Consider the following 24477-nt stretch of genomic DNA (forward strand, 5'->3'; position numbering starts at 1 on the left):
CTCACTCACTCTCCATATTCAGCGGGAAATGGCAGGCATAAAGATGATTTCTTGCCCCCGTAAGCCGGGGCTTCTCAATACATTTACGCTGGGCATAAGGGCAACGCGGCCCGAGGCGACAACCAATCGGTAACTGTTCGAGTAACGGAATTGCGCCAGGCATGGTGTTCAGCCGGCTTTTATGTGGCATGGCGCTGCCAAAATCGGGGATAGCGCGAATGAGCGCCTGAGTATAAGGATGATGCGGTGTCACGATCAGCTCTTCGCTGGGGGCGGTTTCCACCGTTTGCCCACAATACATCACGTTAATGCGATCCGCCCATTTGCTGAGCATCTGCAAATCATGGCTGATCAGCATAATCGTGGTGTTGTTATTCTGGTTCAGACGGGTAAGCAGGCGGAAAATCTGTGCCTGGGTCGTCGGCTCCATGGCATTGGTCGGCTCATCGGCGATCAGCAAACGCGGTTGGTTAGCCAGCGCAATGGCAATCATCACTTTCTGGCATTCACCTTCCGTCAGTTCATAAGGAAAACTGCGCATCGCATCTTTATGATCTTTAATACCGACGCGGTGCAGCAGCTCGATGGCGCGGCGTTTACGCCAGCCAAACCGTTGCAATAAGCTGCCTTTCCACGTCCAACCCGGAATATTTTGCATCAACTGTTTGCCGACACGTTCAGACGGGTCGAGACAGGATTGCGGCTCCTGGAAAATCATCGACACGTTATGACCAAGCAGCTTACGCCGCTCCCGTGCAGACAGGCGGAGTAAGTCGATATCATCAAAGCGCATGCGGTCGGCGGTGACCCGCCAGTTCTCTTTGGTGACACCACAAATTGCTTTAGCAATTAAGCTTTTTCCGGACCCGGACTCTCCCACCAGCCCACGAATTTCACCTTCGGCGAGGGTCAGGCTGACGCGATCAACCGCTTTAACCCAGTTTTCACCGGTCTTCACTTCGATGGTCAGATTGCGAATATCAAGTAGCGGCATTATTCCACCCCCGCATTAATCGCGCGGCGAATACCGTCGCCAAGAATATTCACCAACAATACGCTGATCATAATTGCCGCACCGGGCAGCATGACTGTCCAGGGAGCCACATAAATCAGCTCAAGCGCATCACCCAGCATTGCACCCCATTCCGGGGAGGGGAGCTGTGCGCCCAGATCGAGAAAACCGAGGGCAGCGATATCGAGGATCGCCATTGACAGGGCGCGGGTGATTTCCGTGATCATGCCGGAGGTGATATTCGGCAACACCGCAAACCACAAAATATTCATCGTCGAAGCGCCATCGAGTCGCGCGGCCACCACATACTCTTTCTCCAGCTCGTCATGCACCATACTGTAGACCGAACGCACCATGCGTGGCAGCAATGCCAGCCAGACCGCGAACATGGCGTGGGAGAGGTGCGGGCCGGAAAAGGCCACCACAATAATGGCCAGCAGCAGCGTCGGCAGCGATAACAGCGTATCAAGAATATGGTTCAACACCGCCGAGCGCAGACCGTGTGTCGCGCCGGCAAATACACCGAGCACCAGTCCACACAGCGTGGCGGCCAGCGTCACCAGAAATGCGCCACCCACCGTGGGCGCTGCGCCGCTCAGCAGACGGCTTAACACATCGCGGCCGAGATCGTCTGTACCGAGGAAGAACGATACGTCACCGTAGCGCGACCAGGAGGGCGGTAGTAACTGATAGCCGAGGAATTGCTGGTCAAGGCCATAGGGTGCAAACCAGTTGCCGAACACGCACAGCACCAGCAGCGCGCCGCAACCGTACAGACCGATCATCGCCGTCGTGTCGCTGTAGAATTTACGCCACACGGTGCGTAACGCGCCAGGTGGGCGCTTTTCGCTGTAGACGCTATCGTAAGGCATACCATTCCTTATGTTTCAACGGGTTCGCCAGCGCGCCCAGAATATCGGAAATCACGTTAACGATAATGACCAGTGAGCCAATCACCATCACACCGGCGGAAATAGCCGCATAGTCCTGCTGGCGAATGGCATTGATCAGCCAGCGACCGAGGCCAGGCCAGCTAAAGACCATTTCGGTGATCATCGCCAGCGTCAACATGGTGGAAAATTGCAACCCCAGTTTGGGGATCACCGGCGGCAGGGCGTTATGCAGTACGTGTCGGCGCAGGATCGTTAACATTGATTGCCCACGTGTCGCCGCGGCTTTAATGTAGTTCTTGTCAAACACCTCGATGGTACTGATTCGCATCAGGCGGATCACTTCAGTGGTTGGTGCGACTGCCAGCGTCAGCACCGGCAACACCATATGACGCAGGGCGCTGATGATCATCTCTTCGCGCCACGGTGAGTCGGACAGCCAGGCATCGATAATGGCGAAACCTGTAATGGTTTTCACTTCATACAGCAGGTCGAAACGCCCGGAAACCGGCAACCAGCCGAGATTAAGCGAGAAAAAGAGCGTCAACAGTAACGCCAGCCAGAAGACAGGAATCGAAAAACCGAGCAGGGCGATGGCGCTGATGAGCCTGTCCTGCCATTTGCTGCGCATCACGCCCGCCAGCATACCAACCGGGATCCCCACCAACAGCGCAGAGCCAAACGCGAGAATGCACAGTTCCATGGTCGCCGGGAACACCTCTTTTAACTGCCCGGCAATCAATTGACCATCAATGCTGGAAACACCGAAATCCCAGTGCAGGAGCCCGTTAAACCAGAACACCCAGGCGTTCCATAATGTCGCCCCCTGGAGTGGCGCATGCGGCGTGAAATAGCTGAGACTGAACCCGACAAAGGTCAGCAAAAATAACGTCACCAGCAGCAGCAACAAACGGCGCAGGGTAAAAATAATCATGGCGGTGAGACCTCTTGTTTTTCCCGCGAGACACCGGCGAACGAGGCGCTGCCAAACGGACTCAGCACCAGCCCTTTAATATCATAACGGTAGGCCTGCAAGCGCAGGGACGACGCCAGCGGCAGCACTGGCAACTCGCGCGCGAGGATTTGTTGCGCTTCGTCATACGCGTCAATACGCGCAGCCAACTGCTGCGATACCAGCGCTTTTTGCAGCACGTCGTCAAATTCGCGGTTACACCAGTGGGCAAAGTTCGTTTGCGAGGTGATGGCCGCACAACTGAGCATTGGGCGGAAAAAACTGTCCGGATCGTTACTGTCCGTCGCCCAACCCGACAGCGTTAAGTCATGGTTCATGTCCATCAAACGCGCTTCCTGGAAACGGCCTTCAACCGGGACGATCACCACTTTGACACCGACCTGAGCCATATCCGCCTGAATAAGCTCGGCGGTTTTCAGTGGGCTGGGGTTCCAGGCTTGCGAAGTGGTAGGGACCCACAGCTGCAACGTCATATGTTCCAGCCCCAATGCTTTCAGGCGCTCACGCGCTTTTTCCGGGTCATACTCAGTAATCTTTGCTTCGTTATCGTAAGCCCATGAGGCACGTGGAAGGATCGACGCTGCCGTTTCGGCAGTACCGTAATAGATCGATTGCATCAGCCGCTGGTTATTAATGGATAAAGCCAATGCATGGCGCACGTCCGGGTTATTTAGCGGTGGTTTATCGGTATTAAAGGCAAGGTAGGCGATGTTCATGCCTGGGCGCAGCGTCAGGCGCAGACGCGGGTCATCGCGCAGAATGGTCAACTGGCTGGCGGCGGGCCATGCCAGCACATCACACTCACCGGTCAATAATTTGGACAGGCGACCGGTGCCACCGGAACCCTGATCGACAACAACCTGCGGCATCAATGGCTTGCCGCGCCAGAATTTTTCGTGACGTTGTAACCGAATATACTGCCCGGCGCGATATTCATCCAGTTGATAAGGCCCTGTGCCCACTGGCTGCCGGTCAATCAATTCCTGATGGTCGTCTTTCGCCAGTTGCGCGGCGTATTCGGCTGACATCACAGAAGCATAGTGCGTGGCCAGATGCCATAAAAACGAGGCATCCGGTTTTTTCAGCCGGAACTCAACGGTACGGTTATCCAGTTTGCGCACGCTGTCGATGGAGTCAGCAAATTGCAGACTGTCAAAATAGGGAAAGCTGCCGCCGTTAATGTTATGCCACGGATGATTGCGATCGAAAATGCGCTGGAAGGTGAACACCACGTCGTCCGCATTCAACGTGCGGTGCGGAGTGAACCAGGCGGTGGTCTGGAAAGCCACGCCGTCGCGCAGGCGGAAACGGTACGTTGCGCCGTTATCCAGCACTTCCCAGCTCTCAGCCAGATCCGGCACCAGACGGTAGGTGTAAGGATCCACATCCAGCAGTCGGTCATAAAGCTGCGCTGCCAGCGTATCAACAATCAGACCGCTGCTTGCCTTTTGCGGGTTAAAGGTGCTGACCTGGCCATTAACACAGTAGACAAAGCCGCTATCACGGATATCCGCGTCACGGGCGGGTGGTGCCGCAGCGTGCGTAATGCCTGTCACCAGGCTCGCCGTCAATAACAGGGAAGAGAAAACCAGACGCATGATTTCTTCAACGATTTTAAATTCATGAGCAAAGTGTATCGCACTTGCCATAGCTTCGTACAAATGTCTGCTAACGACTGCTGTTATTGTCGGCGATTTCAGCTTATTTGATGCTTTTTCAGTAGCGCTCTCAGTTGGTGATAGGTCAAACCTAATAATTCTGCGGCGCGTTTTTGGTTAAATTTTGCCTGCTGCAAACTGGCTCCCAGTAACTGTTTTTCCTGATCGTGCTGAAATTTGCGCAAATCCAGCGGCAATACGGGAGCGGCGGATGTATCTTGTTCTGCCTGTGGCGTGGCAGTTGCATCGCGGTTAAAGGGATCGATGATAATGGTATCCAGTGGCGTTTCACTGCTGCCGTGCCGGTAGACCGACCGTTCAACCACGTTTTTCAGTTCCCTGATATTGCCTGGCCACGGATAATGAAGCAGTACGTCGCGGGCACGTTCGGTGAACCCCGGAAACAGCGGCAGCAACAGCTCACGGCACATCTGGATCGCAAAGTGATCCGCCATCAGCATGATATCGCTCTGGCGACGGCGCAGCGGCGGCAACAGCACAACGTCGAATGCCAGCCGGTCGAGAAGATCCGCCCTAAAGGTCCCGTCACGCACCATTTGTGGCAAGTCGGCATTCGTGGCGCAGACCAGCCGGACATTAACCTGTAACGGCTGGCTACCGCCTACGCGTTCCAGTTCGCCATATTCAATGACCCGTAGCAGCTTTTCCTGTACCAGCATGGGCGCGGTGGCCAGCTCATCAAGAAATAACGTCCCGCCATCGGCGCGTTCAAAACGGCCCGGATGGCGTTTTTGTGCGCCGGTAAAGGCGCCTGCTTCGTGGCCGAAAAGTTCCGAATCCAGCAGGTTTTCATTTAATGCTGCGCAGTTAAGAGAGATAAATGGTCCCTGCCAGCGGGAGGAGAGAAAGTGCAGACGGTTAGCAATCAACTCTTTACCGGTACCACGCTCGCCGATGATCAGCACGGGTTTATCAATCGGCGCCAGACGTGAAACCTGCTCCAGCACTTCAATAAAGCTGTTGGCTTCGCCGAGGAGGTTATCCTTGTGTTCAGACATGATGAAATTCGCCACTTGTTGGTGTTATTAACCACTCTAGACGAAAAGAATAGCGTGGTAAAATTATTCAACTTATTCAAAATCAAGAAGATAAAAATTGGCACGAAGATTGTAATAGTCCCGTAGCAGGGCTGAGCCCGATTACAGAAATGAAGAGGAACTGACTATGGGTATTTTTTCTCGTTTTGCCGACATCGTGAACGCCAACATTAATTCGCTGCTGGAAAAAGCAGAAGATCCGCAAAAGCTGGTGCGCCTGATGATTCAGGAGATGGAAGACACGCTGGTGGAAGTCCGCTCTACCTCGGCCCGCGCACTCGCAGAGAAAAAACAGCTGACACGCCGGATTGAGCAGGCCACGGCGCAACAGGCCGAATGGCAAGAAAAAGCCGAACTGGCGTTGCGCAAAGAAAAAGACGATCTGGCGCGCGCTGCGCTGATCGAGAAACAGAAAGTCACCGCGCTTATCGACACGCTGGAGCAGGAAATCACATTGGTTGATGAAAGCCTGACGCGCATGAAAAAAGAGATTGGCGAACTGGAAAATAAACTCAGTGAAACGCGCGCCCGTCAACAGGCACTGGCATTGCGTCACCAGGCGGCCAGCTCCTCCCGTGATGTGCGTCGCCAGCTCGACAGCGGCAAACTCGATGAAGCGATGGCACGTTTTGAATCCTTTGAGCGCCGTATTGACCAAATGGAAGCCGAAGCGGAGAGCCACGGCTTTGGCAAACAGAAATCGCTGGACCAGGAGTTTGCTGAACTCCGCGCGGATGACGAAATCAGTGAACAACTGGCGCAACTGAAAGCCAAAATGAAGCAGGATAATCAATAATAAACAGCGGCGGCATCAGAAGATGCCGCGCGTCATCCCTGTAAGGAGTACACATGAGCACGCTTTTTCTGGCTATACCCCTGACGCTATTCATCCTGTTTATTTTGCCTGTCTGGTTATGGCTGCATTACAACAACCGCACCTCGCGCGGCGAATTAAATCAGAGCGAACAGCAGCGGTTAATGCAGTTATCGGAAGATGCCACACGGATGCGTGAACGTATTCAGGCGCTGGAAGATATTCTTGATGCGGAACACCCGAACTGGAGAGATCGCTGATGGCTACCCTCGACCTTAATAAAAAATTGTGGCGCATTCCGCAACGCGGCAAAGTAGGTGGCGTGTGCGCGGGGATCGCGCAGTATCTGGATATCCGCGTCAAAATCGTACGTATTCTGACCATTCTGGCGATGTGTTTCGGCCTGTTTTTTATCGTTGTAGCCGCCTATATCGTGCTGTTTTTTGTGCTTGATCCGCTACCAGACAATTATGCTGAAGGGGAGACTGTCCCCAGCAGCAGTGAGTTACTTGATGCGGTAGATGCGCAGCTGGCAGCGGGGGAGGCGCGTTTGCGGCAGATGGAGCGTTACGTCACCTCCGACACCTTTTCCCTGCGTAGCCGGTTCCGCCAGCTTTAAAGAGGTAACCATGAATCCTCGTTGGCAACAAACAAGCCGTAAAGTGACGCCAGCGCTGAAGGTCGCCGGGAAACTGGCGTTGCTCACGGCGCTGCGTTATGGCCCGGCTGGTGTGGCTGGCTGGGTGGTTAAATCCGTTGCCCGGCGGCCAGTGAAGCTGCTGCTGGCCTTTGCGCTGGAGCCGTTACTGAAACGTGCAGCCAGTCAATTTTCCCGCCGCTTTATGAACGACAAATGATCCTGCGGGGTCATTTGCTCTTTCGGTTGGTTGATAATCAGTAACCTGCCCACATCTCATACACTCTACCTCTTGTTTTCACTTCAGGGCGACACACAATGGCGATGGATCGATTCAAGAATGAACTGAACGCGCTGGTGAACCGTGGTATGGACAGGCATTTACGCCTTGCGGTGACTGGCCTGAGCCGTAGCGGTAAAACAGCGTTTATCACCGCACTGGTTAACCAGCTTCTCTCTATTCACGCAGGCGCGCGCTTGCCGTTACTGAGTGCGGTGCGTGAAGAGCGGATTCTCGGGGTAAAGCGCGTGCCGCAACGTGACTTTGGCATCCCGCGTTTTACGTATGATGAAGGATTGGCTCAACTTTATGGCACACCGCCCGTCTGGCCGACGCCCACTCGGGGTGTCAGTGAGATCCGTCTGGCACTGCGTTTTCGTTCAAATGATTCGCTGCTGCGCCATTTTAAAGAAACCTCCACGCTCTATCTGGAAATTGTCGACTACCCTGGCGAGTGGCTGCTGGATCTCCCTATGCTGGCGCAGGATTACCTGAGCTGGTCGCGGCAGATGACGGGCCTGCTGCAAGGGCAGCGACAGGAATGGGCGGCAAAATGGCGGGAAAGCTGCGCTGATCTTGATCCACTGGCACCCGCCGATGAAAACCGGCTGGCGGATATCGCCGCCGCCTGGACTGCGTATCTGCATCAGTGTAAACGTGAAGGGCTGCATTTTATTCAGCCTGGTCGTTTTGTGCTGCCTGGCGATATGGCGGGCGCGCCTGCGCTGCAATTCTTCCCGTGGCCGGATGTCGACAACGTGGGCGAAAGCAAACTGGCGCAGGCGGATAAACACACCAACGCAGGCATGCTGCGTGAGCGGTATAACTACTATTGTGAACAGGTGGTGAAAGGGTTTTATAAACACCACTTTTTGAAGTTTGATCGCCAGATTGTGCTGGTGGATTGCCTGCAACCGCTGAACAACGGGCCACAGGCCTTTAATGATATGCGCCTGGCGCTGACGCAGTTGATGCAAAGTTTTCACTACGGGCAGCGCACGCTGTTCCGTCGCCTGTTCTCTCCGGTGATCGACAAATTGTTGTTCGCCGCCACAAAAGCTGACCATATCACGGTTGATCAGCACGCCAATATGGTGTCGCTGCTGCAACAACTTATTCAGGATGCGTGGCAGAATGCCGCGTTCGAAGGGATCAGTATGGATTGTCTTGGGCTGGCTTCGGTTCAGGCGACGCAAAGCGGGCTCATTGAGGTCAATGGCGAAAAGATCCCGGCATTGCGCGGTCACCGATTGAGTGATGGCACGCCGCTGACCGTTTATCCGGGCGATGTGCCAGCCCGCTTGCCGGGCCAGGCGTTCTGGGATAAGCAGGGCTTTAATTTCGAGGCCTTCCGGCCGCAGGTGATGGATGTCGACAAGCCGTTGCCACATATACGCCTGGACGCTGCGCTGGAATTTTTAATGGGAGATAAATTGCGATGAGCGAGCCGATCAAACCAAGAATCGATTTCGCCGGGCCGTTGGAGGCAGAGGTCACGCCCTCTTTCAAAACGGCGCACACGTTCAGTGATGCGCAGGCAGAAAAATTCGCGCCAGTTGCCGTAGAAGCGTTAGCAGAAGAGGGGGCGGCGGAAGCGGTGGTCGAGGCTGCGCTACGTCCGAAACGCAGTCTGTGGCGCAAGATGGTCAGCGCCGGGTTGGCACTGTTTGGTGTCAGCGTGATCGGTCAGGGTGTGCAATGGACGATGAACGCCTGGCAGACGCAGGATTGGGTGGCATTAGGTGGTTGCGCCGCCGGTGCGCTGATTATCGGGGCCGGCGTCGGTTCGGTCGCCAGCGAATGGCGGCGTTTGTGGCGTCTGCGGCAGCGGGCGCAGGAGCGTGACGAAGCCCGCGATCTCTTACACAGCCATGGTGCAGGGCGTGGCCGCGCGTTTTGCGAAAAACTTGCCCGTCAGGCCGGTATGGATCAGGCGCACCCGGCATTACAACGCTGGTATGCCGCTATCCATGAAACGCAAAATGATCGCGAAGTGGTGACGCTGTATGCCCATCTGGTACAGCCGGTACTGGATGCTCAGGCTCGACGTGAGATCAGCCGTTCGGCTGCGGAGTCTGCGTTGATGATCGCGGTCAGTCCGCTGGCGATGGTGGATATGGCCTTTATCGCCTGGCGCAATCTCCGCTTGATTAACCGCATTGCTACGCTGTATGGCATTGAGCTGGGCTACTACAGCCGCCTGCGACTGTTTCGCCTGGTGTTGCTGAACATCGCTTTCGCCGGCGCGAGTGAACTGGTACGTGAAGTGGGTATGGACTGGATGTCGCAGGATCTTGCCGCTCGCCTTTCCGCCCGCGCGGCGCAGGGCATTGGTGCCGGGTTGCTGACGGCACGTCTGGGCATCAAAGCCATGGAATTGTGCCGCCCGTTACCCTGGCTGGAAGAGGATAAACCCCGTCTGGGAGATTTTCGCCGCCAGCTTATTGGTCAGCTAAAAGAGAGCCTGCAGAAGAGCAAATCGTCGTCCCCCACAGAGTAATAAACCGGCACTGCGCGCGTAGCTTTACAGCGCAGTGGCGGTTTTTCCGTCACGCTGTCAATATTTGTTGACAGACATCTTCCTGGCAGCCGGGAAGTGGCTTATCATCCTTTCATTACGTGAATGAATAAGGGTGACTATTCCCATGCGTCTGGAAGTTTTTTGCGAAGACCGCCTTGGTCTGACTCGCGAGTTGCTGGATCTGCTGGTGTTGCGCAGTATCGATTTACGCGGGATTGAAATTGACCCTATCGGGCGAATTTACCTCAATTTTGCGGCGCTGCAATTTGACGCATTCAGCAGCCTGATGGCGGAGATACGCCGTATTCCGGGGGTGACTGATGTGCGCACTGTGTTGTGGATGCCTTCTGAGCGGGAACATCGGGCGCTGAGTGCATTGCTGGAAGCGTTACCGGAACCCGTTCTCTCGCTGGATATGAAAAGCAAGATCGAACTGGCCAACCCTGCCAGTTGTCAGCTTTTTGCACAGGACATTGATAAATTACGTAATCACAACGCGGTACAACTCATCGCGGGATTTAACTTTCAACGGTGGCTGGACGGTAACCCGCAAAACTCGCATAACGAACATGTGGTGATCGGCGGGCAAAATTTCCTGATGGAGATCACGCCGGTGCATCTGGAAGGGGAAACCGGCGAACCGATGCTGACTGGCGCGGTGGTGATGCTGCGTTCGACCGTCCGGATGGGGCGGCAGTTGCAAAACCTCAGCCAGCAGGATGTCAGCGCATTTAGCCAGATTGTTGCTGTTAGCCCGAAAATGCGTCATCTCATTGAACAGGCCCGCAAACTGGCGACACTGACAGCACCGCTGTTAATCACCGGCGATACCGGCACCGGCAAAGATCTGCTGGCGCATGCCTGTCATCTTGCCAGCCCGCGTGCCGGAAAACCTTACCTGGCGCTGAATTGCGCGTCGATTCCTGAAGAGTCTGTGGAGAGCGAACTGTTTGGTCACGCGCCGGAAGGGAAAAAGGGCTTTTTCGAACAGGCTAACGGTGGTTCCGTATTGCTGGATGAGATTGGCGAAATGTCGCCGCGGATGCAGGTCAAACTGCTGCGTTTTCTCAATGATGGCACCTTCCGTCGCGTAGGCGAAGATCATGAAGTACATGTTGATGTCCGCGTGATCTGTGCCACTCAGCGCAATCTGGTGGAACTGGTACAAAAAGGTCTGTTCCGGGAAGATCTCTACTATCGGCTGAATGTTCTGACGCTGAACCTGCCGCCGCTGCGCGATCGTCCGCAGGATATCATGCCGCTGACCGAACTCTTCGTTGCCCGTTTTGCGGATGAACAAGGTGTACCGCGTCCGAAACTGTCGCAGGATTTGAATCAGTTGCTCAGTCGCTACGGCTGGCCTGGCAATGTGCGCCAGTTAAAAAACGCCATTTATCGGGCACTGACACAGCTGGAAGGTTATGAGTTGCGTGCGCAGGATATCCTGTTGCCGGATTACGATGCTGCAACGGTGCCGGTGGGGGAAGATGCCATGGAAGGATCGCTGGACGATATCACCAGCCGTTTTGAACGCTCGGTGCTGACTCAACTTTATCGTAACTATCCCAGCACGCGTAAGCTGGCAAAACGGCTGGGGGTGTCACATACCGCTATTGCTAATAAGCTGCGCGAATACGGCTTAAGCCAGAAGAAAGGCGACGAGTAGAAAACAGAAAGATGAATGAAAAAGCCTCCGAATGGAGGCTTTTTTTAATGCATCAGGAGCAGATCAGGCTTTCAGCACATCCAGCGCGGACGCGTAATCTGGCTCGGTGGTGATTTCATTCACCAACTGGCTGAACACAACGTTGTCGTTTTCATCAATGACGACAACTGCGCGAGCGGCCAGGCCTTTCAGGGCGCCGTCGGAGATGCCCACGCCATAGTCCGCCAGGAACGATTCGCTGCGCAGCGTAGAAAGGGTGATGACATTGCTCAGGCCTTCAGCACCGCAAAAACGGGACTGGGCAAACGGCAGATCGGCAGAAATACACAGTACGACCGTGTTGTTCATTTCGGTCGCTAACTGGTTGAATTTACGGACAGAAGCTGCGCACACGCCGGTATCGATGCTCGGGAAAATGTTCAGCACTTTACGTTTGCCAGCGAACTGCGCCAGTGTGACGTCGGACAGATCTTTAGCCACCAGAGTGAAAGCTTTGGCTTTGCTACCAACCTGGGGAATCGCGCCGGCAACGGGAACCGGGTTGCCCTGGAAATGAACGAGTTGTGACATAGATATCTTCCTGTTTACAAATAGTTAACGTCATCGATAGTGTATGTCATCCGCAGAGAACACGGCAAACCAATTTTCGTATCTATACTGGTTTACAGTGCAGCAGAGGAGTGAGGAATGCGAACCGTTAAAGTGTATGAGGAAACCTGGCCGCTGCATACACCGTTTGTGATTGCGCGTGGCTCCCGTAACGAAGCGCGCGTGGTGGTGGTGGAACTGGAAGAAGATGGCATCAAAGCAGTGGGGGAATGTACACCCTATCCACGCTATGGGGAGAGCGAGGCCTCGGTGATGGCGCAAATCATGACCATCGCGCCACAACTGGAAAATCGTCTCACCCGCGATGATCTGCAAACCTTGCTGCCCGCAGGTGCTGCGCGAAACGCGGTGGATTGCGCGCTGTGGGATCTCGCTTCACGTAAAGCGACGATGGCGCTGGTGGATTACATGGGTGTCACCCTGCCGCACACCCTCGTAACGGCGCAAACCGTCGTGATTGGTACGCCGGAGCAGATGGCTGCCAGTGCAGCTGCGCTATGCGAAAAGGGAGCGCAATTACTGAAAGTGAAGCTCGACGATCATTTGATCAGTGAACGACTGGTGGCGATCCGTGCCGCGGCACCCAACGCCACCTTGATCGTTGATGCAAACGAGTCCTGGCATAGCGAAGGTCTGGCGGCACGGTGCCAGCTTCTTGCCGATCTCGGCGTGGCGATGCTCGAACAGCCGCTCCCCGCCGGTAAAGATGATGTGCTTGCCAACTTTATTCATCCACTGCCGATTTGTGCGGATGAGAGTTGCCACACGCGAGCAAGCCTGCCCGCGTTACAGGGGCGCTATGAGATGGTGAACATCAAGCTTGATAAAGCAGGTGGGCTGACCGAAGCGCTGGCGCTGGCCGATGCGGCAGTTGAGCAAGGGTTTCAGCTGATGCTGGGTTGCATGATCTGTACCTCGCGCGCCATCAGCGCGGCGCTGCCGCTGGCAAACCGGGTGCGATTTGCCGACCTCGATGGCCCCACCTGGCTGGCGGTGGATGTCGAACCGGCATTACGCTTTACCACCGGTGAGCTTCACCTTTGAGGATCCCAGTGCAGTAACGCTGTCATCGCGGCGAGGTATTTTTCGCTGGCGTCATCGGCGGAGATCGGTGGGAATTCAACAGTGATGCAGTGCAGGTCAATGTCTGCGCACCAGCTCCCAAATGACCCCGGTGTTTCGTAACCGACGCTGGTCACCAGCGGGAGAGAAAAACGGGCAGATAACCACTGCCCAAGGGGGCTTTCTCGTGGGTCTTCCACGCAGGCCAGCGGATCGTGGAAAGTGACCACCCAGGCGGGGTGAATGCGATGAATCAACCGGCACAACGCCTGGGTTTCGGGCTCGGATCCGGGCGAATCGCCGGTTAACAACACCACATCGCGGTCTTCTGCTGCGCTGTTCCAGCGGTAAACCGTCTCGCCCGCTTTCCAGTTCGCGGCTGGGAAGTTGCGATTGAGATCGACCCCCCTCGCGTTGGCCCGCAAACCAAGCTGGCAACCGTCTGGATTGACCGCCAGCACCACATGATGGTGGCGCAGCTCGGGGGCCAGCGTGCGTAAAGCGCAGGAGAGCGTCACGATAGAGGCGTTTTCATCGCCATGCGTCCCGGCAATGATCAGGCCGCTTTCGCGGGTTGCCGTCGGCGCAGGGAACCAGAGTAACGGTGCCCCCAGCTGTGAGCGGCCAAACTCTTCACTACGGTGGGCAAACGCGCCGCGCTGCGGACGTGGTCGTGTGGCAGACATAAGCATCCTTTTTCTGTGGTGGCCTTAGAGCAAGTGTAAACATAAAGCGGGGCGAGGCAAATCATGCCACGCCGGTTAAATTGCTGTCCATCATCAATGTTTCTCCTCTCGCTGTTTGCATTCCTTCGTTTTAAAACAAATAATTACCTAATCTTTCGCCGGGAATGACACATCACAAGGGGATCCTATGACGCATCGACTTTCTATGTTGAGCTGCGCGCTCTGGCTGTGCGGTTTTTCTTCTGTTTCACTGGCCGCAGATGTGCCGCCAGGTACGCAACTGGCGGCAAAACAGGAGCTGGTTCGGCATATCAAAGATGAACCGGCGACGCTGGATCCAGCCAAAGCGGTCGGCCTGCCGGAAATTCAGGTGATCCGCGATCTGTATGAAGGCCTGGTTAACCAGAATGAGAAGGGCGAAATTGTTGCAGGCGTGGCGTCCAAATGGCAAAGCAGCGATAACCGTATCTGGACCTTCACGCTGCGTGATAATGCGAAGTGGTCCGATGGCACCCCGGTCACTGCGCAGGACTTTGTTTACAGTTGGCAGCGGCTTGTCGACCCAAAAACCACCTCGCCATTCGCCGGTTTCGCCGCCCTGGCGGGGATTGCCAATGCTAAAAACGTGACCGACGGTAAAATGACGCCGGACCAGCTTGGTGTCAGTGCAGTAGATGCGCACACCCTACGAGTGCAACTGGATAAACCGCTGCCATGGTTCCCCAGTCTAGCGGCCAGTTTCGCGTTCTACCCGGTTCAGAAGGCCAATGTTGAAAGCGGTGCAGAGTGGACGCGTCCGGGTAATCTGGTGGGGAATGGGGCGTATGTGCTGGCCGATCGTGTGGTCAATGAGAAACTGGTGCTCCAACCCAATAAACAGTACTGGGATAATGGCAAAACGGTGATCCAGAAGGTGACCTTTGTGCCGATCAACCAGGAGTCTGCCGCCACAAAACGCTATCTGGCGAACGATATCGACATTACCGAGTCGTTTCCGAAAAACCTCTATCAAAAATTGCTGAAAGACATTCCGGGGCAGGTCTATACGCCGCCGCAGTTGGGGACGTATTACTACGCGTTTAACACCCAGAAAGGGCCAACCGCCGATGCCCGCGTGCGTCTGGCGCTGAGCATGACCATCGATCGACGGATCATGGCGGAAAAAGTGCTTGGCACTGGAGAAAAACCAGCCTGGCGTTTTACACCCGATGTAACAGCCGGGTTTGAACCGCAACCGTCGCAGATTGAACACATGAGCCAGGCGGAGCTCAACGCACAGGCGAAAACGCTGCTACAGGCAGCCGGATATGGGCCACAGAGACCGTTGAAACTTACCCTGCTGTACAACACCTCCGAGAATCACCAGAAAATCGCCATCGCGGTGGCATCGATGTGGAAAAAGAATCTTGGCGCAGAGGTGACATTGCAGAATCAGGAGTGGAAAACCTACATTGATAGCCGCAACAGCGGGAATTTTGACGTGATCCGCGCATCATGGGTAGGAGACTACAATGAACCGTCAACATTCCTCTCCGTGTTGACCTCTACCAGCAGCAGCAATATTGCGCGTTTCAACGATGCAGGTTACGACAAAGTGCTTAACCAGGCGTCGCAGGAGACCAACGCCACAGCGCGTAATGCGGATTATAACGAGGCGGAGCATATCATTGCGGAGAAAGCGCCGATTGCGCCAATCTATCAGTACAGCAACGGGCGTTTGATCAAACCGTGGCTCAAGGGTTACCCGATTAATAACCCGGAAGATGTTGCCTATACGCGCACGATGTATTTGCTGAAACACTGACAAAAAAATCCCCTTACATCACGGGAAGTAAGGGGAAACTCATTGATTACGGAATGGTTCCTGTCTAAGCAGGAGTCCATTAATTTTACTTAAGGAATGTGAAGGCACAATGGAGGAAATAAGGAGGCGATAGCGTTAACGTCGGCGATCTGCTTGTTCCTTCAGTAAAAAAAGCCCGCTTCATTGAGCGGGCAAAAAATACTGGAAGCAATGTGAGCAATGTCGTAATCAATACCTGACTGATTCACTCAGGTATTGATTGTTGAGAAAGATAATCTTTATCATTTGATGCTGCAACCCTTTTTTCGTGCGGGTGATGCGTTTGCTGCTTCTTGCCGCCTTTTTGCTGATGTAAAGCCGCCGTCTTTACGATTTTGGTCAAAAAACAAGCATACATTTGTGCTATAGTGGTGAGGTTTTCATCACTTACGAGGACATTATGGAGAGTGAATTAGACCCGACCCGACTGGCTATTGAGTATCTGCGTCGTGACAAAAGCGCATTGACCCCAGCTGAGTACTTAAAAAAACTCAAACAGCTCAGGCTGGAGTTCGAGGATTTGCTTACGCTGTCGCACACGGAACTCAAAGAAGAGATCGATTTTGCCTGGCGGCTGGGTATCCACTAATTTAACGCAAAGCTGTCATTCAGCAAAAAGATGCGCCCGCAGAACGGGCGCTTTTATTTTGCCTGCACTCAGGCGGCAAGCACCTGGTTACGGCCATTGTTCTTTGCGCGGTACAGCGCTTCATCCACCCGTTTAAACAGTTCATCCAGGCTTTCATCTGGCAGATGACAAGCAACGCCAATGCTGACAGTGAGGCCCGGCAGACCCGGCATGGTGATACTCGCCACAGCCTGACGCACCGCTTCCGCCACCGCTAATGCGACATCAAGGGATGTGTTGGGCAGTAAAAGCAGAAACTCCTCACCGCCCCAGCGAAACACATGATCATCGGTACGACAGGTCGCTTCAAGCGTACGCGCCAGGGCGATCAGTACCTCGTCGCCGCGCTGATGCCCGAACTGATCGTTAATATGTTTAAAGTGATCGGTATCCACCAGCAGTAAAGAGAAATCCGGTGAACCCGTCTGGTTTTGTTCTGCGAAGTGGTAAAACTGTCGACGATTGAGCAGACCGGTCAGCGCATCGCGGTGTGCGGCGTACTCCAGCTCCTGTTCAAGGCGCTTTTGCTCAGTAATATCGTGAATGATGCACAGCATCAGCCGCTCACCGTAAATCTCAATCGGCCCGGCGTAGGTCTGAACGTGCCGCGTGGAACCATCTGCAAGCTGGTGAATGAAATTCAATGGCTTATGTCCACCCGGCAGCCGGGATATTTCCGACATAATCGGCAAAACGCTGCGCCCAAGTGTGTTGATTTCCCAGGTATGTTTTTGGCACATCTCTTCGCGATCGTAGCCGTAAAAATGGAGTGCAGCGAGATTGGCATCAACGATTCTGCCATCGCGGGCCGTATCGATAAGCAGCATGGGGGCGGAAGTCGTATAAAAGAAACGAGCGTAAAAGCCTTGTTTACGCGACTGATAAGCCGCAGCACGACTGGTTTTAGGGATCGTGGGCGTCAGTCCGTAAATCCCTTCGAAGATCAGAACGTCGCCAACATCCTCCAGTTCACGCAGCGACGCCCGGCAACTGAGGCTGGTCTCTTCAGATACAGGGCCGATGCTCCAGATTTCGACCACTTCATCCTGATTTTGCAAACCGGGCAGATACATTGACAGGCTGTGTTGTGCATAGGCCGAATAAGTTCCATTACGCATTTCACTGAGTGTGCGGCCTGCCGACAGCTTTTTCGCCTTTTTATTGGCAAACAGCAACGTTTCTGTGTCAGGGATAACCACCCACACTGGGGTATCAAGAATATCCAGGGCTTCCAGGTGATGTTTCAGCATCGTTACTCCCCGTATCGCACATGTTGCCAGGTTGCAACAGACATATCATCGCGGCAATGCAATTACTTTATTGCAACATACCTGAAAAATAAGGTGTTATGCAGGTTTTTTTTGTGACGACTCTGAACATTCCAGTGATAACGCAAACGTTTTTTGATGGAGCAGCGCTGAGATTTTTTCAACAGGTAAGGGACGGGCAAAAAGAAAACCCTGCATGTACGAACATCCCAGGTGAGTCAGTAGCGCATGTTGTTCCTGTGTTTCAATGCCTTCCGCCACTACATGCATATTCATGGAGTGAGCAATATCGATAATGGTCGAGACGATTTTGACATTACGGCTATTATCACGAATGTCCTTCACAAAACTTTTATCGATTTTCAGCTCTGTCGCGGGGAGTTTTTTCAGCATCAACATATTGGAATAACCGGTGCCAAAATCATCAATAGCCACGGTGATCCCCAGTTGCGAAAAACGGTTCAATAACTGCACGCTACGATCGATATTTTTAAGTGCCGTGTTTTCCGTCACTTCCAGTGTTAACTGCGCCGGGTCGATATGATAACGCGCCAGCGAGTCTGCAATCAGATCGTAAATGTCGTGCTGTTCAAACTGCGTGGGTGAGAGGTTGATTGCCAGCTTAAGCTGCGTGAACCCCTGATTGTTCCAGTGATGCAACTGACGACAGGCAGCATCAATGACCCAGTGGCCAACGGAAATAATTAACCCGGTTTTTTCCAGCAGCGGCAAAAACACGCCCGGCAGCAAAATCCCATGCTGCGGATGACGCCAGCGCAACAGCGCTTCGAAACCGCACAGTGTATGACCCGGGGCGGTGTATTGCGGTTGATACCATAGCTCAAACTGATTTCGTGATAGCGCTTGCGACAGATCCTGTAAAAAGAGAGGGGCTTCTGCGGTTTTTTGCGCCATAGCCGTGTGATAGACCGCCCACCCGTTGCGTCCTTCCTGCTTAACGCTGTACATCGCGGTGTCGGCCTTTAATTTCAGTTCGTGCGCTGTTTTACCGTGCTCGGGGAAGTAGCTTACGCCGGCGCTGAGCGAGACATTAATAACATGGCTCAGTTCATAGAAAGGATGCTGTATTGTCGTGACCATACGGCGTATCAACGTCTCAATCTCTGCTTCGCTGGTGTCAGGTACCAGCAACATGAATTCATCGCCGCCAAGACGCGCCAGCGACATTTTTTGACTCAGGCAAGCGGAAAGCCGTGTGGCAACGGCCACCAACAACCGATCGCCGATATGGTGTCCCCAGGCATCATTTACCAGTTTAAAACGATCCAGATCCATATAAATCAGGGCAAAGGTGGTCTGCTCGTCTTTTGCGCGGTTAAGGCAGTTCTCCAGCAGGAGATCGAGCTGAATACGGTTCGCCAGCCCGGTGAGTGCGTCGTAATACGCCTGTTTTTCCAGCTGTTGATTCAACTGGCGCAAGCTGTTGGTCAGGCGGGATGTGCGTAGCTGAGAGTCAATCATCGAGATAAATAGCATAATGCCGAAGATCACGAGCGTCGTGGTGGCAACCCACAGCGAGAGTCCCAGTTCGCCTACGCCCGCGCTCATCAGATGCAGTGCATTACTGCGCACAATGATCCCGGAGCCATCGCTACTGAATGTCGCGGCGCTCATGCCAGTGTAATGCACGACGCAAATCGACACACCCATAACAAACGCAGCGAAAACACGGTTAATAAAGACGCTGTGTGTATTCTGCCGCAGGCTGAATGCCAGCCACAATGCAGCGCCTGCACTGAAAAAAGCGATAACGATGGATAGCACGATGCGAGCGACATTCCAGTAAATTGTCACAAACCCCATCATGGCGGCCATACCGAGGTTGTGCATTGCCACAACGCCTGTGCTCAGAAGCAGTGTGGCGAGCAGCAGACGTTTTTTAGACAGGGGATTGTTACTTACGGCAATATTGATGGTCAGTGTCGCCGCCAGTAAAGCAACCAGGAAAGAGAGAATGGTTAACGGCAGGTCGTAATGCATCATCATAGGGATTTTCATTGCCAGCATCCCGACAAAATGCATTGACCAGATGCCCATGCCCAGCGTGGCACCGCCAGCAACACGCCAGAACATTGCTATCCACGGCTCAGATGACATGACTTTCCCGGCGCTATCCAATGCAACAAAAGAAGCAATGAATGCCACTAAAAAAGAGATGCCGATCAGAATGGGGTCCCACGAAACATAGAGCATCATGCAATCCACACGGGCAAAAGTTGTTAGCTAATCCTGGCACTAATTTTAGCAGCTAACCTGATGAAATTAATGGTCGCGTTCGCTTTATTATTACATGTGCGAATTAAACCCACCTTGCAACTTACTTTATTAATCGACCTGATGGGCAATAACATTAAATAAAATGAAGCGTTTAAGCATTATTTAAATGCATTTAAACGTGCTGAACCGAAAAAATGAACTCCAGTGTGATGAATTCTATATGATATATTTCAGAGGCAGGGCGGGAATTTTTAGCGCAATTCAATGCATACTACTGGTTTCTGGCGCTGATTCAGGCTTATTGTGCTGGATTAGCCGAAATCATGACAATTAAAAGGTGAACATTTTGCTACGTCAATTTCACCGTGTCAAAGTGGAATCCGGATGCTATAAGGATCATAACCCCTCCTGGTGTTTTCGTTGGTGTCATTATGTTAAAGAATATTAGTGTAAGAACATTTATTATTTTATTCCTGATGACGACTTTCATAATTATTGAATTGTTAGTGATCGTTATCTCAAAAAATAGTGTTTTGTTTGCTGCAACCAGCGTCGTTTCACTGACATCCCTGGGGTTATTGTGGCTATATATGACATATTACCTGGTCACGCCAATTAATACCGTCAAAAAAAGTATTGAAGCGGTAACCGCCGGAAATCTTTCTATTGTTATTCCGGAATTCGGTAATAATTGCGCCGGGCGATTGATTCCCGGCATCAACAGTCTTGCCCGCAGCATTGCAGCACTGGTCAAAGAAATTCGTTCCTCTTCGGATGCTGCATTGGATCTGTCGGCGCAGTTGGCCACCCGCAGCGAAGAGCTTTCCGTGAAGACCGAGCAACAATCTGCGTCTCTGGTGCAAACGGCTTCCAGTATGGAGGAGATGGCTTCCAGTACCAAAAATAACGCCGACAATACCCGCCTGGCCAGTAGCCGGGCAAAAGAGGCGAGCGCAAGTGCCCTTAAAGGGGGGACGTTAATGGGCCAGGTGGCGCAGAATATGCAATCTATTACCGACTGCGCCGATCAGATGACAGAAATCATCTCCCTGATTGACGGTATTGCATTCCAGACCAATATCCTGGCGTTGAACGCAGCGGTCGAGGCCGCACGGGCTGGCGATCATGGCAAAGGTTTCTCGGTGGTGGCGGAGGAAGTACGCAATCTGGCACATCGCAGCGCTGAAGCCGCGAAAAACATCAAGACGCTGATCGCCGTAACGACCAACAACGTGACGCAAGGTGCTGCGGTTGTGGGCGAAGCAGAGAAGAATATGCATGACATCGTTTCCGGGGCCAGCGTGGTCAGCAAATTGATGGATGAGATAGCCGTTACCACTCTGCAACAAGAGAAAGGTATTTCACAAATTACGCTGGCGCTGGCTGAACTGGAACAGGTCACGCAGAGCAACGTGACCATGGTTGATGAGCTGGCAGGTTCTTCCGATGTCCTGAAACATCAGGTTGAAGAGTTACAGCACCGTACCGGCAAGTTCCGCCTGGAGGCGGGAGGGCGCGCAGTGGCGACACCTCCGGTGGAGAAACGGCTTGATCCGATACCGGCAGCTGTACCTGCGGTGGGTAATCAGGAACATTTCTGGCACTCGTTCTGAGAAGAGCTGTGCTGTCAGACAGGCCCGGGTAACCGGGCTTTTTTGTTTTGTGAAAAAATTTGTTAACAAATTCAGCGTGATGATTGCTTAACGTTTCCATACGGCTAGACTGACAAACAACACCATGTTGATTGTGGAGGCGCTGTGGAAGCCATAACAGGAACCGATGTAAAAGTGCCGGACGCCGTCTTTGCATGGCTACTGGACGGAAAAGGCGGTGTAAAACCGCTGGAAGATGATGATGTCATTACTCAGCGTACGCCGTGCTGGGTGCATCTCAATTATACGAATCCGGAGAGCGCCCAGTGGCTGGCATCGACGCCAGTGCTGCCGAACAGCGTGCGCAATGCGTTGTCGGGCGAAAGTATGCGGCCCAGAGTGAGCCGCATGGGGGAGGGGACGCTTATCACGCTGCGTTGCATCAATGGCAGCACCGATGAGCGACCAGACCAGCTGGTGGCCGTACGTTTATATATGGACGAGCGAATGATTGTCTCGACACGTCAGCGCAAAGTCCTGGCGCTGGATGATGTTGTTAGTGAACTTGAGGAAGGTACCGGACCTGTTGACTGCGGCGGCTGGCTGGTTGACGTTTGCGATGCACTGACCGATCACGCCAGTGAGTTTATCGAGGCGCTGCACGACCGAATTATCGATCTTGAAGATAACCTGCTCGACCAGCAAATTCCGCCGCGCGGTATTCTGGCACTGTTACGCAAGCAATTGATTGTGATGCGCCGTTATATGGCGCCGCAACGTGATGTTTTTGCCCGTCTCGCCAGTGAACGTTTGCCGTGGATGAACGACGATCAGCGCCAACGAATGAAGGATATTGCAGACCGGTTAGGCCGTGGGCTGGATGAAATCGATGCCTGCATTGCGCGTACGGGAGTCATGACCGATGAGATCACTCAGGTGATGCAGGAGTCGCTGGCGCGCAGAACCTATACCATGTCGTTAATGGCGATGGTTTTTTTGCCCAGCACGTTTTTGACCGGACTTTTTGGCGTAAACCTGGGGGGTATTCCCGGCGGTGGCTGGCACCTTGGCTTCTCCATATTCTGCCTGATGTTGGTCGTGTTGATCGGGGGTGTTACCTGGTGGTTGCGGCGCAGTAACTGGCTGTAAAATTTAACGTTTTTAACAAAAATTGAACATAAAAACGCCATGTAACTTGCGCCAGGTCAATATATGACATACCTGTTCAAGGCAATATTTATCTCGCAGGTGAATGCAACGTCAAGCGATGGGCGTTGCGCTCCATATTGTCTTACTTCCTTTTTTGAATTACTGCATAGCACAATTGATTCGTACGACGCCGACTTAATGAGTCGGCTTTTTTTTTGCCTCCGCGCCATGAGCTTCTACCTTTAAGGTGTCACCTGTCCTTTATGGAGGTCAATATGTCGCATCTTACCTTAACGCATCCCGCGAACTCTTTACCCACCGACCCGATCCCGGTCGACCCGGTACCGGTTCCCGATCCGATCCCGCGTCCGCAGCCGTTGCCAGACCCGCCGCCGGATGAAGAACCGATTAAGTTGTCGCGTTAACCGGGTAGATCTGAGAGGATACGCGCCTGCTGAACGTAAGCCTTTTACCACGAGAATATACTGTGACCGCTTTTTCAACGTTGAATACCTTGCCCGCAGCCCAGATCGCTAACCTTCACGAACTGGGCTATCTCACCATGACACCGGTACAGGCCGCCGCGCTGCCAGCCATTCTCGCCGGAAAAGATGTACGCGTGCAGGCAAAAACCGGGAGCGGTAAAACAGCGGCGTTCGGCCTGGGCCTGTTGCAGCATATTGACGCCAGCTGCTTTCAGACGCAGTCGCTGATCCTTTGTCCGACGCGCGAACTGGCCGATCAGGTTGCCAGCGAATTGCGTCGTCTGGCGCGATTCATGCCGAATATTAAAGTGCTGACACTGTGCGGCGGGCAGCCATTTGGCGCACAGCGTGATTCGTTGCAGCATGCGCCGCACATTATTGTCGCCACGCCCGGTCGTCTGCTGGATCACCTGCAAAAAAACACCGTGTCGCTGGATAACCTGCAAACACTGGTGATGGATGAAGCTGATCGGATGCTGGATATGGGATTCAGCGACGCCATTGATGAAGTGATCCGCTTTGCGCCGGTCACACGTCAAACCCTGTTGTTTTCCGCTACCTGGCCAGAAGCGATAGCGGCAATCAGCGGTCGGGTACAGCGCAATCCTGAGACAATCGAAATCGACACTGTCGATGCGCTGCCTGCGGTTGAACAACAATTCTTTGAGGTCTCTCGTCACGGCAAAATTAGCCTACTGCAAAAACTGCTCAGCGAGCATCAGCCCGCATCCTGTGTGGTGTTCTGCAACACCCGGAAAGATTGCCAGGAGGTGTGTGATGCGCTGAATGGCGCAGGGCAGGATGCGCTGGCTCTGCATGGCGATCTGGAACAGCGCGACCGCGACCAGACGCTGGTGCGTTTTGCCAATGGCAGCGCTCGCGTGCTGGTCGCCACCGATGTGGCGGCGCGGGGCCTGGACATTAAATCGCTTGAGCTGGTGGTCAACTATGAGCTGGCGTGGGATCCGGAAGTCCACGTTCACCGCATTGGTCGTACTGCGCGTGCGGGAAATAGCGGTCTTGCCATCAGCTTGTGCGCGCCGGAAGAGGCGCAGCGCGCGAACATTCTCAGCGAAATGCTGCAACTGAAGCTGAACTGGCTTACTGCTCCGTCAAATGTCAGGATCGCCCCGCTTGAAGCGGAAATGGCGACGCTGTGCATTGACGGCGGTAAAAAGGCCAAAATGCGTCCGGGGGATGTGCTCGGTGCACTGACCGGAGATATGGGGTTAAACGGCGAGGATATCGGTAAAATCACCGTCCATCCGGCTCACGTTTACGTCGCAGTACGCCAGAGCGTGGCGCGCCAGGCATGGAAACAGTTGCAGAACGGGAAAATCAAAGGCAAGGCCTGCCGTGTGCGGTTACTGAAGTAAATCGGAAAGCCTCTCTGACTCACACATCAGAG

At 53.7% G+C, this 24477-nt stretch carries 23 protein-coding genes; 14 read left to right on the forward strand and 9 right to left on the reverse strand.

Annotated elements, in window-relative coordinates; translation table 11 throughout:
* Position 1 precedes the first annotated feature (1 nt).
* From sapD to pspF, 5 genes are all read right to left on the reverse strand, one after another.
* Positions 2-994, reverse strand: a complete 993-nt coding sequence (gene sapD / locus GA0061071_RS10405) for a putrescine export ABC transporter ATP-binding protein SapD (protein WP_061496166.1) — start codon at positions 992-994, stop codon at positions 2-4.
* Positions 994-1884, reverse strand: a complete 891-nt coding sequence (gene sapC, locus GA0061071_RS10410) for a putrescine export ABC transporter permease SapC (protein WP_061496164.1) — start codon at positions 1882-1884, stop codon at positions 994-996. Before sapC ends, sapD begins: the two co-directional genes overlap by 1 nt.
* The gene (gene sapB, locus GA0061071_RS10415) at positions 1871-2836 is read right to left on the reverse strand and encodes a putrescine export ABC transporter permease SapB (protein WP_061496163.1); all 966 of its coding nucleotides are present in this window, start codon (positions 2834-2836) and stop codon (positions 1871-1873) included. The genes sapC and sapB overlap by 14 nt, the downstream gene beginning before the upstream one ends.
* Positions 2833-4473, reverse strand: coding sequence for an ABC transporter substrate-binding protein SapA (sapA, locus tag GA0061071_RS10420; protein ID WP_061500057.1), 1641 nt, complete (start codon positions 4471-4473; stop codon positions 2833-2835). Before sapA ends, sapB begins: the two co-directional genes overlap by 4 nt.
* 98 nt (positions 4474-4571) lie before the next feature.
* Positions 4572-5567: a phage shock protein operon transcriptional activator gene (gene pspF / locus GA0061071_RS10425; protein WP_167352642.1), complete on the reverse strand. Its 996-nt coding sequence runs from the start codon at positions 5565-5567 to the stop codon at positions 4572-4574.
* A gap of 151 nt (positions 5568-5718) precedes the next feature.
* Here pspF and pspA point away from each other — a divergent pair, with 151 nt between their 5' ends.
* From pspA to tyrR, 7 genes are all read left to right on the forward strand, one after another.
* Positions 5719-6387, forward strand: coding sequence for a phage shock protein PspA (gene pspA / locus GA0061071_RS10430; protein ID WP_061496159.1), 669 nt, complete (start codon positions 5719-5721; stop codon positions 6385-6387).
* A gap of 53 nt (positions 6388-6440) precedes the next feature.
* Positions 6441-6665 carry an envelope stress response membrane protein PspB gene (pspB, locus tag GA0061071_RS10435; protein WP_061496157.1) on the forward strand — a complete coding sequence of 75 codons (225 nt, stop codon included), beginning with the start codon at positions 6441-6443 and terminating at the stop codon, positions 6663-6665.
* Entirely contained in the window at positions 6665-7024 is a 360-nt protein-coding gene (pspC, locus tag GA0061071_RS10440) for an envelope stress response membrane protein PspC (protein WP_061496155.1), read from the forward strand. Before pspB ends, pspC begins: the two co-directional genes overlap by 1 nt.
* A 10-nt stretch (positions 7025-7034) precedes the next feature.
* Positions 7035-7262 carry a phage shock protein PspD gene (gene pspD, locus GA0061071_RS10445; RefSeq protein WP_088237625.1) on the forward strand — a complete coding sequence of 76 codons (228 nt, stop codon included), beginning with the start codon at positions 7035-7037 and terminating at the stop codon, positions 7260-7262.
* A 104-nt stretch (positions 7263-7366) separates the two neighbouring features.
* Positions 7367-8764, forward strand: a complete 1398-nt coding sequence (locus GA0061071_RS10450; RefSeq protein ID WP_061500054.1) for a YcjX family GTP-binding protein — start codon at positions 7367-7369, stop codon at positions 8762-8764.
* Complete coding sequence (locus GA0061071_RS10455) at positions 8761-9822, forward strand: TIGR01620 family protein (RefSeq protein WP_061496150.1); 1062 nt, start codon at positions 8761-8763, stop codon at positions 9820-9822. The genes GA0061071_RS10450 and GA0061071_RS10455 overlap by 4 nt, the downstream gene beginning before the upstream one ends.
* Positions 9823-9967: 145 nt before the next feature.
* Positions 9968-11509 (forward strand): transcriptional regulator TyrR, encoded by a 1542-nt coding sequence (tyrR, locus tag GA0061071_RS10460; protein WP_061496148.1) that lies wholly within the window; start codon positions 9968-9970, stop codon positions 11507-11509.
* A gap of 63 nt (positions 11510-11572) precedes the next feature.
* Here tyrR and tpx read toward each other — a convergent pair whose 3' ends face one another.
* A complete protein-coding gene (tpx, locus tag GA0061071_RS10465) occupies positions 11573-12079 on the reverse strand; it encodes a thiol peroxidase (RefSeq protein ID WP_061496146.1) in 507 nt (168 codons plus the stop codon).
* A 117-nt stretch (positions 12080-12196) separates the two neighbouring features.
* Between tpx and ycjG the strand changes: the two genes are divergently transcribed.
* The gene (gene ycjG / locus GA0061071_RS10470; RefSeq protein ID WP_088237624.1) at positions 12197-13162 is read left to right on the forward strand and encodes an L-Ala-D/L-Glu epimerase; all 966 of its coding nucleotides are present in this window, start codon (positions 12197-12199) and stop codon (positions 13160-13162) included.
* On the opposite strand, the gene mpaA is transcribed toward ycjG, so the two are convergent.
* Complete coding sequence (gene mpaA, locus GA0061071_RS10475; protein ID WP_061496142.1) at positions 13153-13866, reverse strand: murein tripeptide amidase MpaA; 714 nt, start codon at positions 13864-13866, stop codon at positions 13153-13155. The two genes, ycjG and mpaA, sit on opposite strands and share 10 nt — an antisense overlap.
* Before the next feature lie 187 nt (positions 13867-14053).
* Here mpaA and GA0061071_RS10480 point away from each other — a divergent pair, with 187 nt between their 5' ends.
* Positions 14054-15670, forward strand: a complete 1617-nt coding sequence (locus GA0061071_RS10480) for a peptide ABC transporter substrate-binding protein (protein WP_088237623.1) — start codon at positions 14054-14056, stop codon at positions 15668-15670.
* 439 nt (positions 15671-16109) lie between these two features.
* Positions 16110-16298, forward strand: a complete 189-nt coding sequence (locus tag GA0061071_RS10485; RefSeq protein WP_061496138.1) for a YdiH family protein — start codon at positions 16110-16112, stop codon at positions 16296-16298.
* A 68-nt stretch (positions 16299-16366) separates the two neighbouring features.
* Here the strand turns inward: GA0061071_RS10485 and GA0061071_RS10490 are convergent, their stop codons facing one another.
* Both GA0061071_RS10490 and GA0061071_RS10495 read right to left on the reverse strand, forming a co-directional pair.
* Positions 16367-17587, reverse strand: a complete 1221-nt coding sequence (locus tag GA0061071_RS10490) for a GGDEF domain-containing protein (protein ID WP_088237622.1) — start codon at positions 17585-17587, stop codon at positions 16367-16369.
* Positions 17588-17683: 96 nt separating this feature from the next.
* A complete protein-coding gene (locus GA0061071_RS10495) occupies positions 17684-19819 on the reverse strand; it encodes a putative bifunctional diguanylate cyclase/phosphodiesterase (RefSeq protein ID WP_167352648.1) in 2136 nt (711 codons plus the stop codon).
* Positions 19820-20274: 455 nt separating this feature from the next.
* Between GA0061071_RS10495 and GA0061071_RS10500 the strand changes: the two genes are divergently transcribed.
* The 4 genes from GA0061071_RS10500 to dbpA all read left to right on the forward strand — a co-directional run bounded on the left by GA0061071_RS10500 (position 20275) and on the right by dbpA (position 24445).
* Positions 20275-21456, forward strand: a complete 1182-nt coding sequence (locus GA0061071_RS10500) for a methyl-accepting chemotaxis protein (RefSeq protein ID WP_061496132.1) — start codon at positions 20275-20277, stop codon at positions 21454-21456.
* A 144-nt stretch (positions 21457-21600) separates the two neighbouring features.
* A complete protein-coding gene (zntB, locus tag GA0061071_RS10505) occupies positions 21601-22584 on the forward strand; it encodes a zinc transporter ZntB (protein WP_061496130.1) in 984 nt (327 codons plus the stop codon).
* Positions 22585-22859: 275 nt separating this feature from the next.
* Positions 22860-23009 (forward strand): proline-rich small protein YnaL, encoded by a 150-nt coding sequence (gene ynaL, locus GA0061071_RS23460; protein ID WP_167352643.1) that lies wholly within the window; start codon positions 22860-22862, stop codon positions 23007-23009.
* Positions 23010-23071: 62 nt separating this feature from the next.
* Complete coding sequence (gene dbpA, locus GA0061071_RS10510; protein ID WP_088237620.1) at positions 23072-24445, forward strand: ATP-dependent RNA helicase DbpA; 1374 nt, start codon at positions 23072-23074, stop codon at positions 24443-24445.
* Positions 24446-24477 lie beyond the last annotated feature (32 nt).

Source organism: Kosakonia oryzendophytica (assembly GCF_900094925.1).
Lineage (GTDB): Bacteria > Pseudomonadota > Gammaproteobacteria > Enterobacterales > Enterobacteriaceae > Kosakonia > Kosakonia oryzendophytica.

What these genes read in the sequence shown, in the direction of transcription:
- sapD (WP_061496166.1), bottom strand. Translation starts at nt 994, where the DNA reads ATGCCGCTACTTGATATTCGCAATCTGACCATCGAAGTGAAGACCGGT.
- sapC (WP_061496164.1), bottom strand. Translation starts at nt 1,884, where the DNA reads ATGCCTTACGATAGCGTCTACAGCGAAAAGCGCCCACCTGGCGCGTTA.
- sapB (WP_061496163.1), bottom strand. Translation starts at nt 2,836, where the DNA reads ATGATTATTTTTACCCTGCGCCGTTTGTTGCTGCTGCTGGTGACGTTA.
- sapA (WP_061500057.1), bottom strand. Translation starts at nt 4,473, where the DNA reads ATGCGTCTGGTTTTCTCTTCCCTGTTATTGACGGCGAGCCTGGTGACA.
- pspA (WP_061496159.1), top strand. Translation starts at nt 5,719, where the DNA reads ATGGGTATTTTTTCTCGTTTTGCCGACATCGTGAACGCCAACATTAAT.
- pspB (WP_061496157.1), top strand. Translation starts at nt 6,441, where the DNA reads ATGAGCACGCTTTTTCTGGCTATACCCCTGACGCTATTCATCCTGTTT.
- pspC (WP_061496155.1), top strand. Translation starts at nt 6,665, where the DNA reads ATGGCTACCCTCGACCTTAATAAAAAATTGTGGCGCATTCCGCAACGC.
- pspD (WP_088237625.1), top strand. Translation starts at nt 7,035, where the DNA reads ATGAATCCTCGTTGGCAACAAACAAGCCGTAAAGTGACGCCAGCGCTG.
- GA0061071_RS10450 (WP_061500054.1), top strand. Translation starts at nt 7,367, where the DNA reads ATGGATCGATTCAAGAATGAACTGAACGCGCTGGTGAACCGTGGTATG.
- GA0061071_RS10455 (WP_061496150.1), top strand. Translation starts at nt 8,761, where the DNA reads ATGAGCGAGCCGATCAAACCAAGAATCGATTTCGCCGGGCCGTTGGAG.
- tyrR (WP_061496148.1), top strand. Translation starts at nt 9,968, where the DNA reads ATGCGTCTGGAAGTTTTTTGCGAAGACCGCCTTGGTCTGACTCGCGAG.
- tpx (WP_061496146.1), bottom strand. Translation starts at nt 12,079, where the DNA reads ATGTCACAACTCGTTCATTTCCAGGGCAACCCGGTTCCCGTTGCCGGC.
- ycjG (WP_088237624.1), top strand. Translation starts at nt 12,197, where the DNA reads ATGCGAACCGTTAAAGTGTATGAGGAAACCTGGCCGCTGCATACACCG.
- mpaA (WP_061496142.1), bottom strand. Translation starts at nt 13,866, where the DNA reads ATGTCTGCCACACGACCACGTCCGCAGCGCGGCGCGTTTGCCCACCGT.
- GA0061071_RS10480 (WP_088237623.1), top strand. Translation starts at nt 14,054, where the DNA reads ATGACGCATCGACTTTCTATGTTGAGCTGCGCGCTCTGGCTGTGCGGT.
- GA0061071_RS10485 (WP_061496138.1), top strand. Translation starts at nt 16,110, where the DNA reads ATGGAGAGTGAATTAGACCCGACCCGACTGGCTATTGAGTATCTGCGT.
- GA0061071_RS10490 (WP_088237622.1), bottom strand. Translation starts at nt 17,587, where the DNA reads ATGCTGAAACATCACCTGGAAGCCCTGGATATTCTTGATACCCCAGTG.
- GA0061071_RS10495 (WP_167352648.1), bottom strand. Translation starts at nt 19,819, where the DNA reads ATGCTCTATGTTTCGTGGGACCCCATTCTGATCGGCATCTCTTTTTTA.
- GA0061071_RS10500 (WP_061496132.1), top strand. Translation starts at nt 20,275, where the DNA reads ATGTTAAAGAATATTAGTGTAAGAACATTTATTATTTTATTCCTGATG.
- ynaL (WP_167352643.1), top strand. Translation starts at nt 22,860, where the DNA reads ATGTCGCATCTTACCTTAACGCATCCCGCGAACTCTTTACCCACCGAC.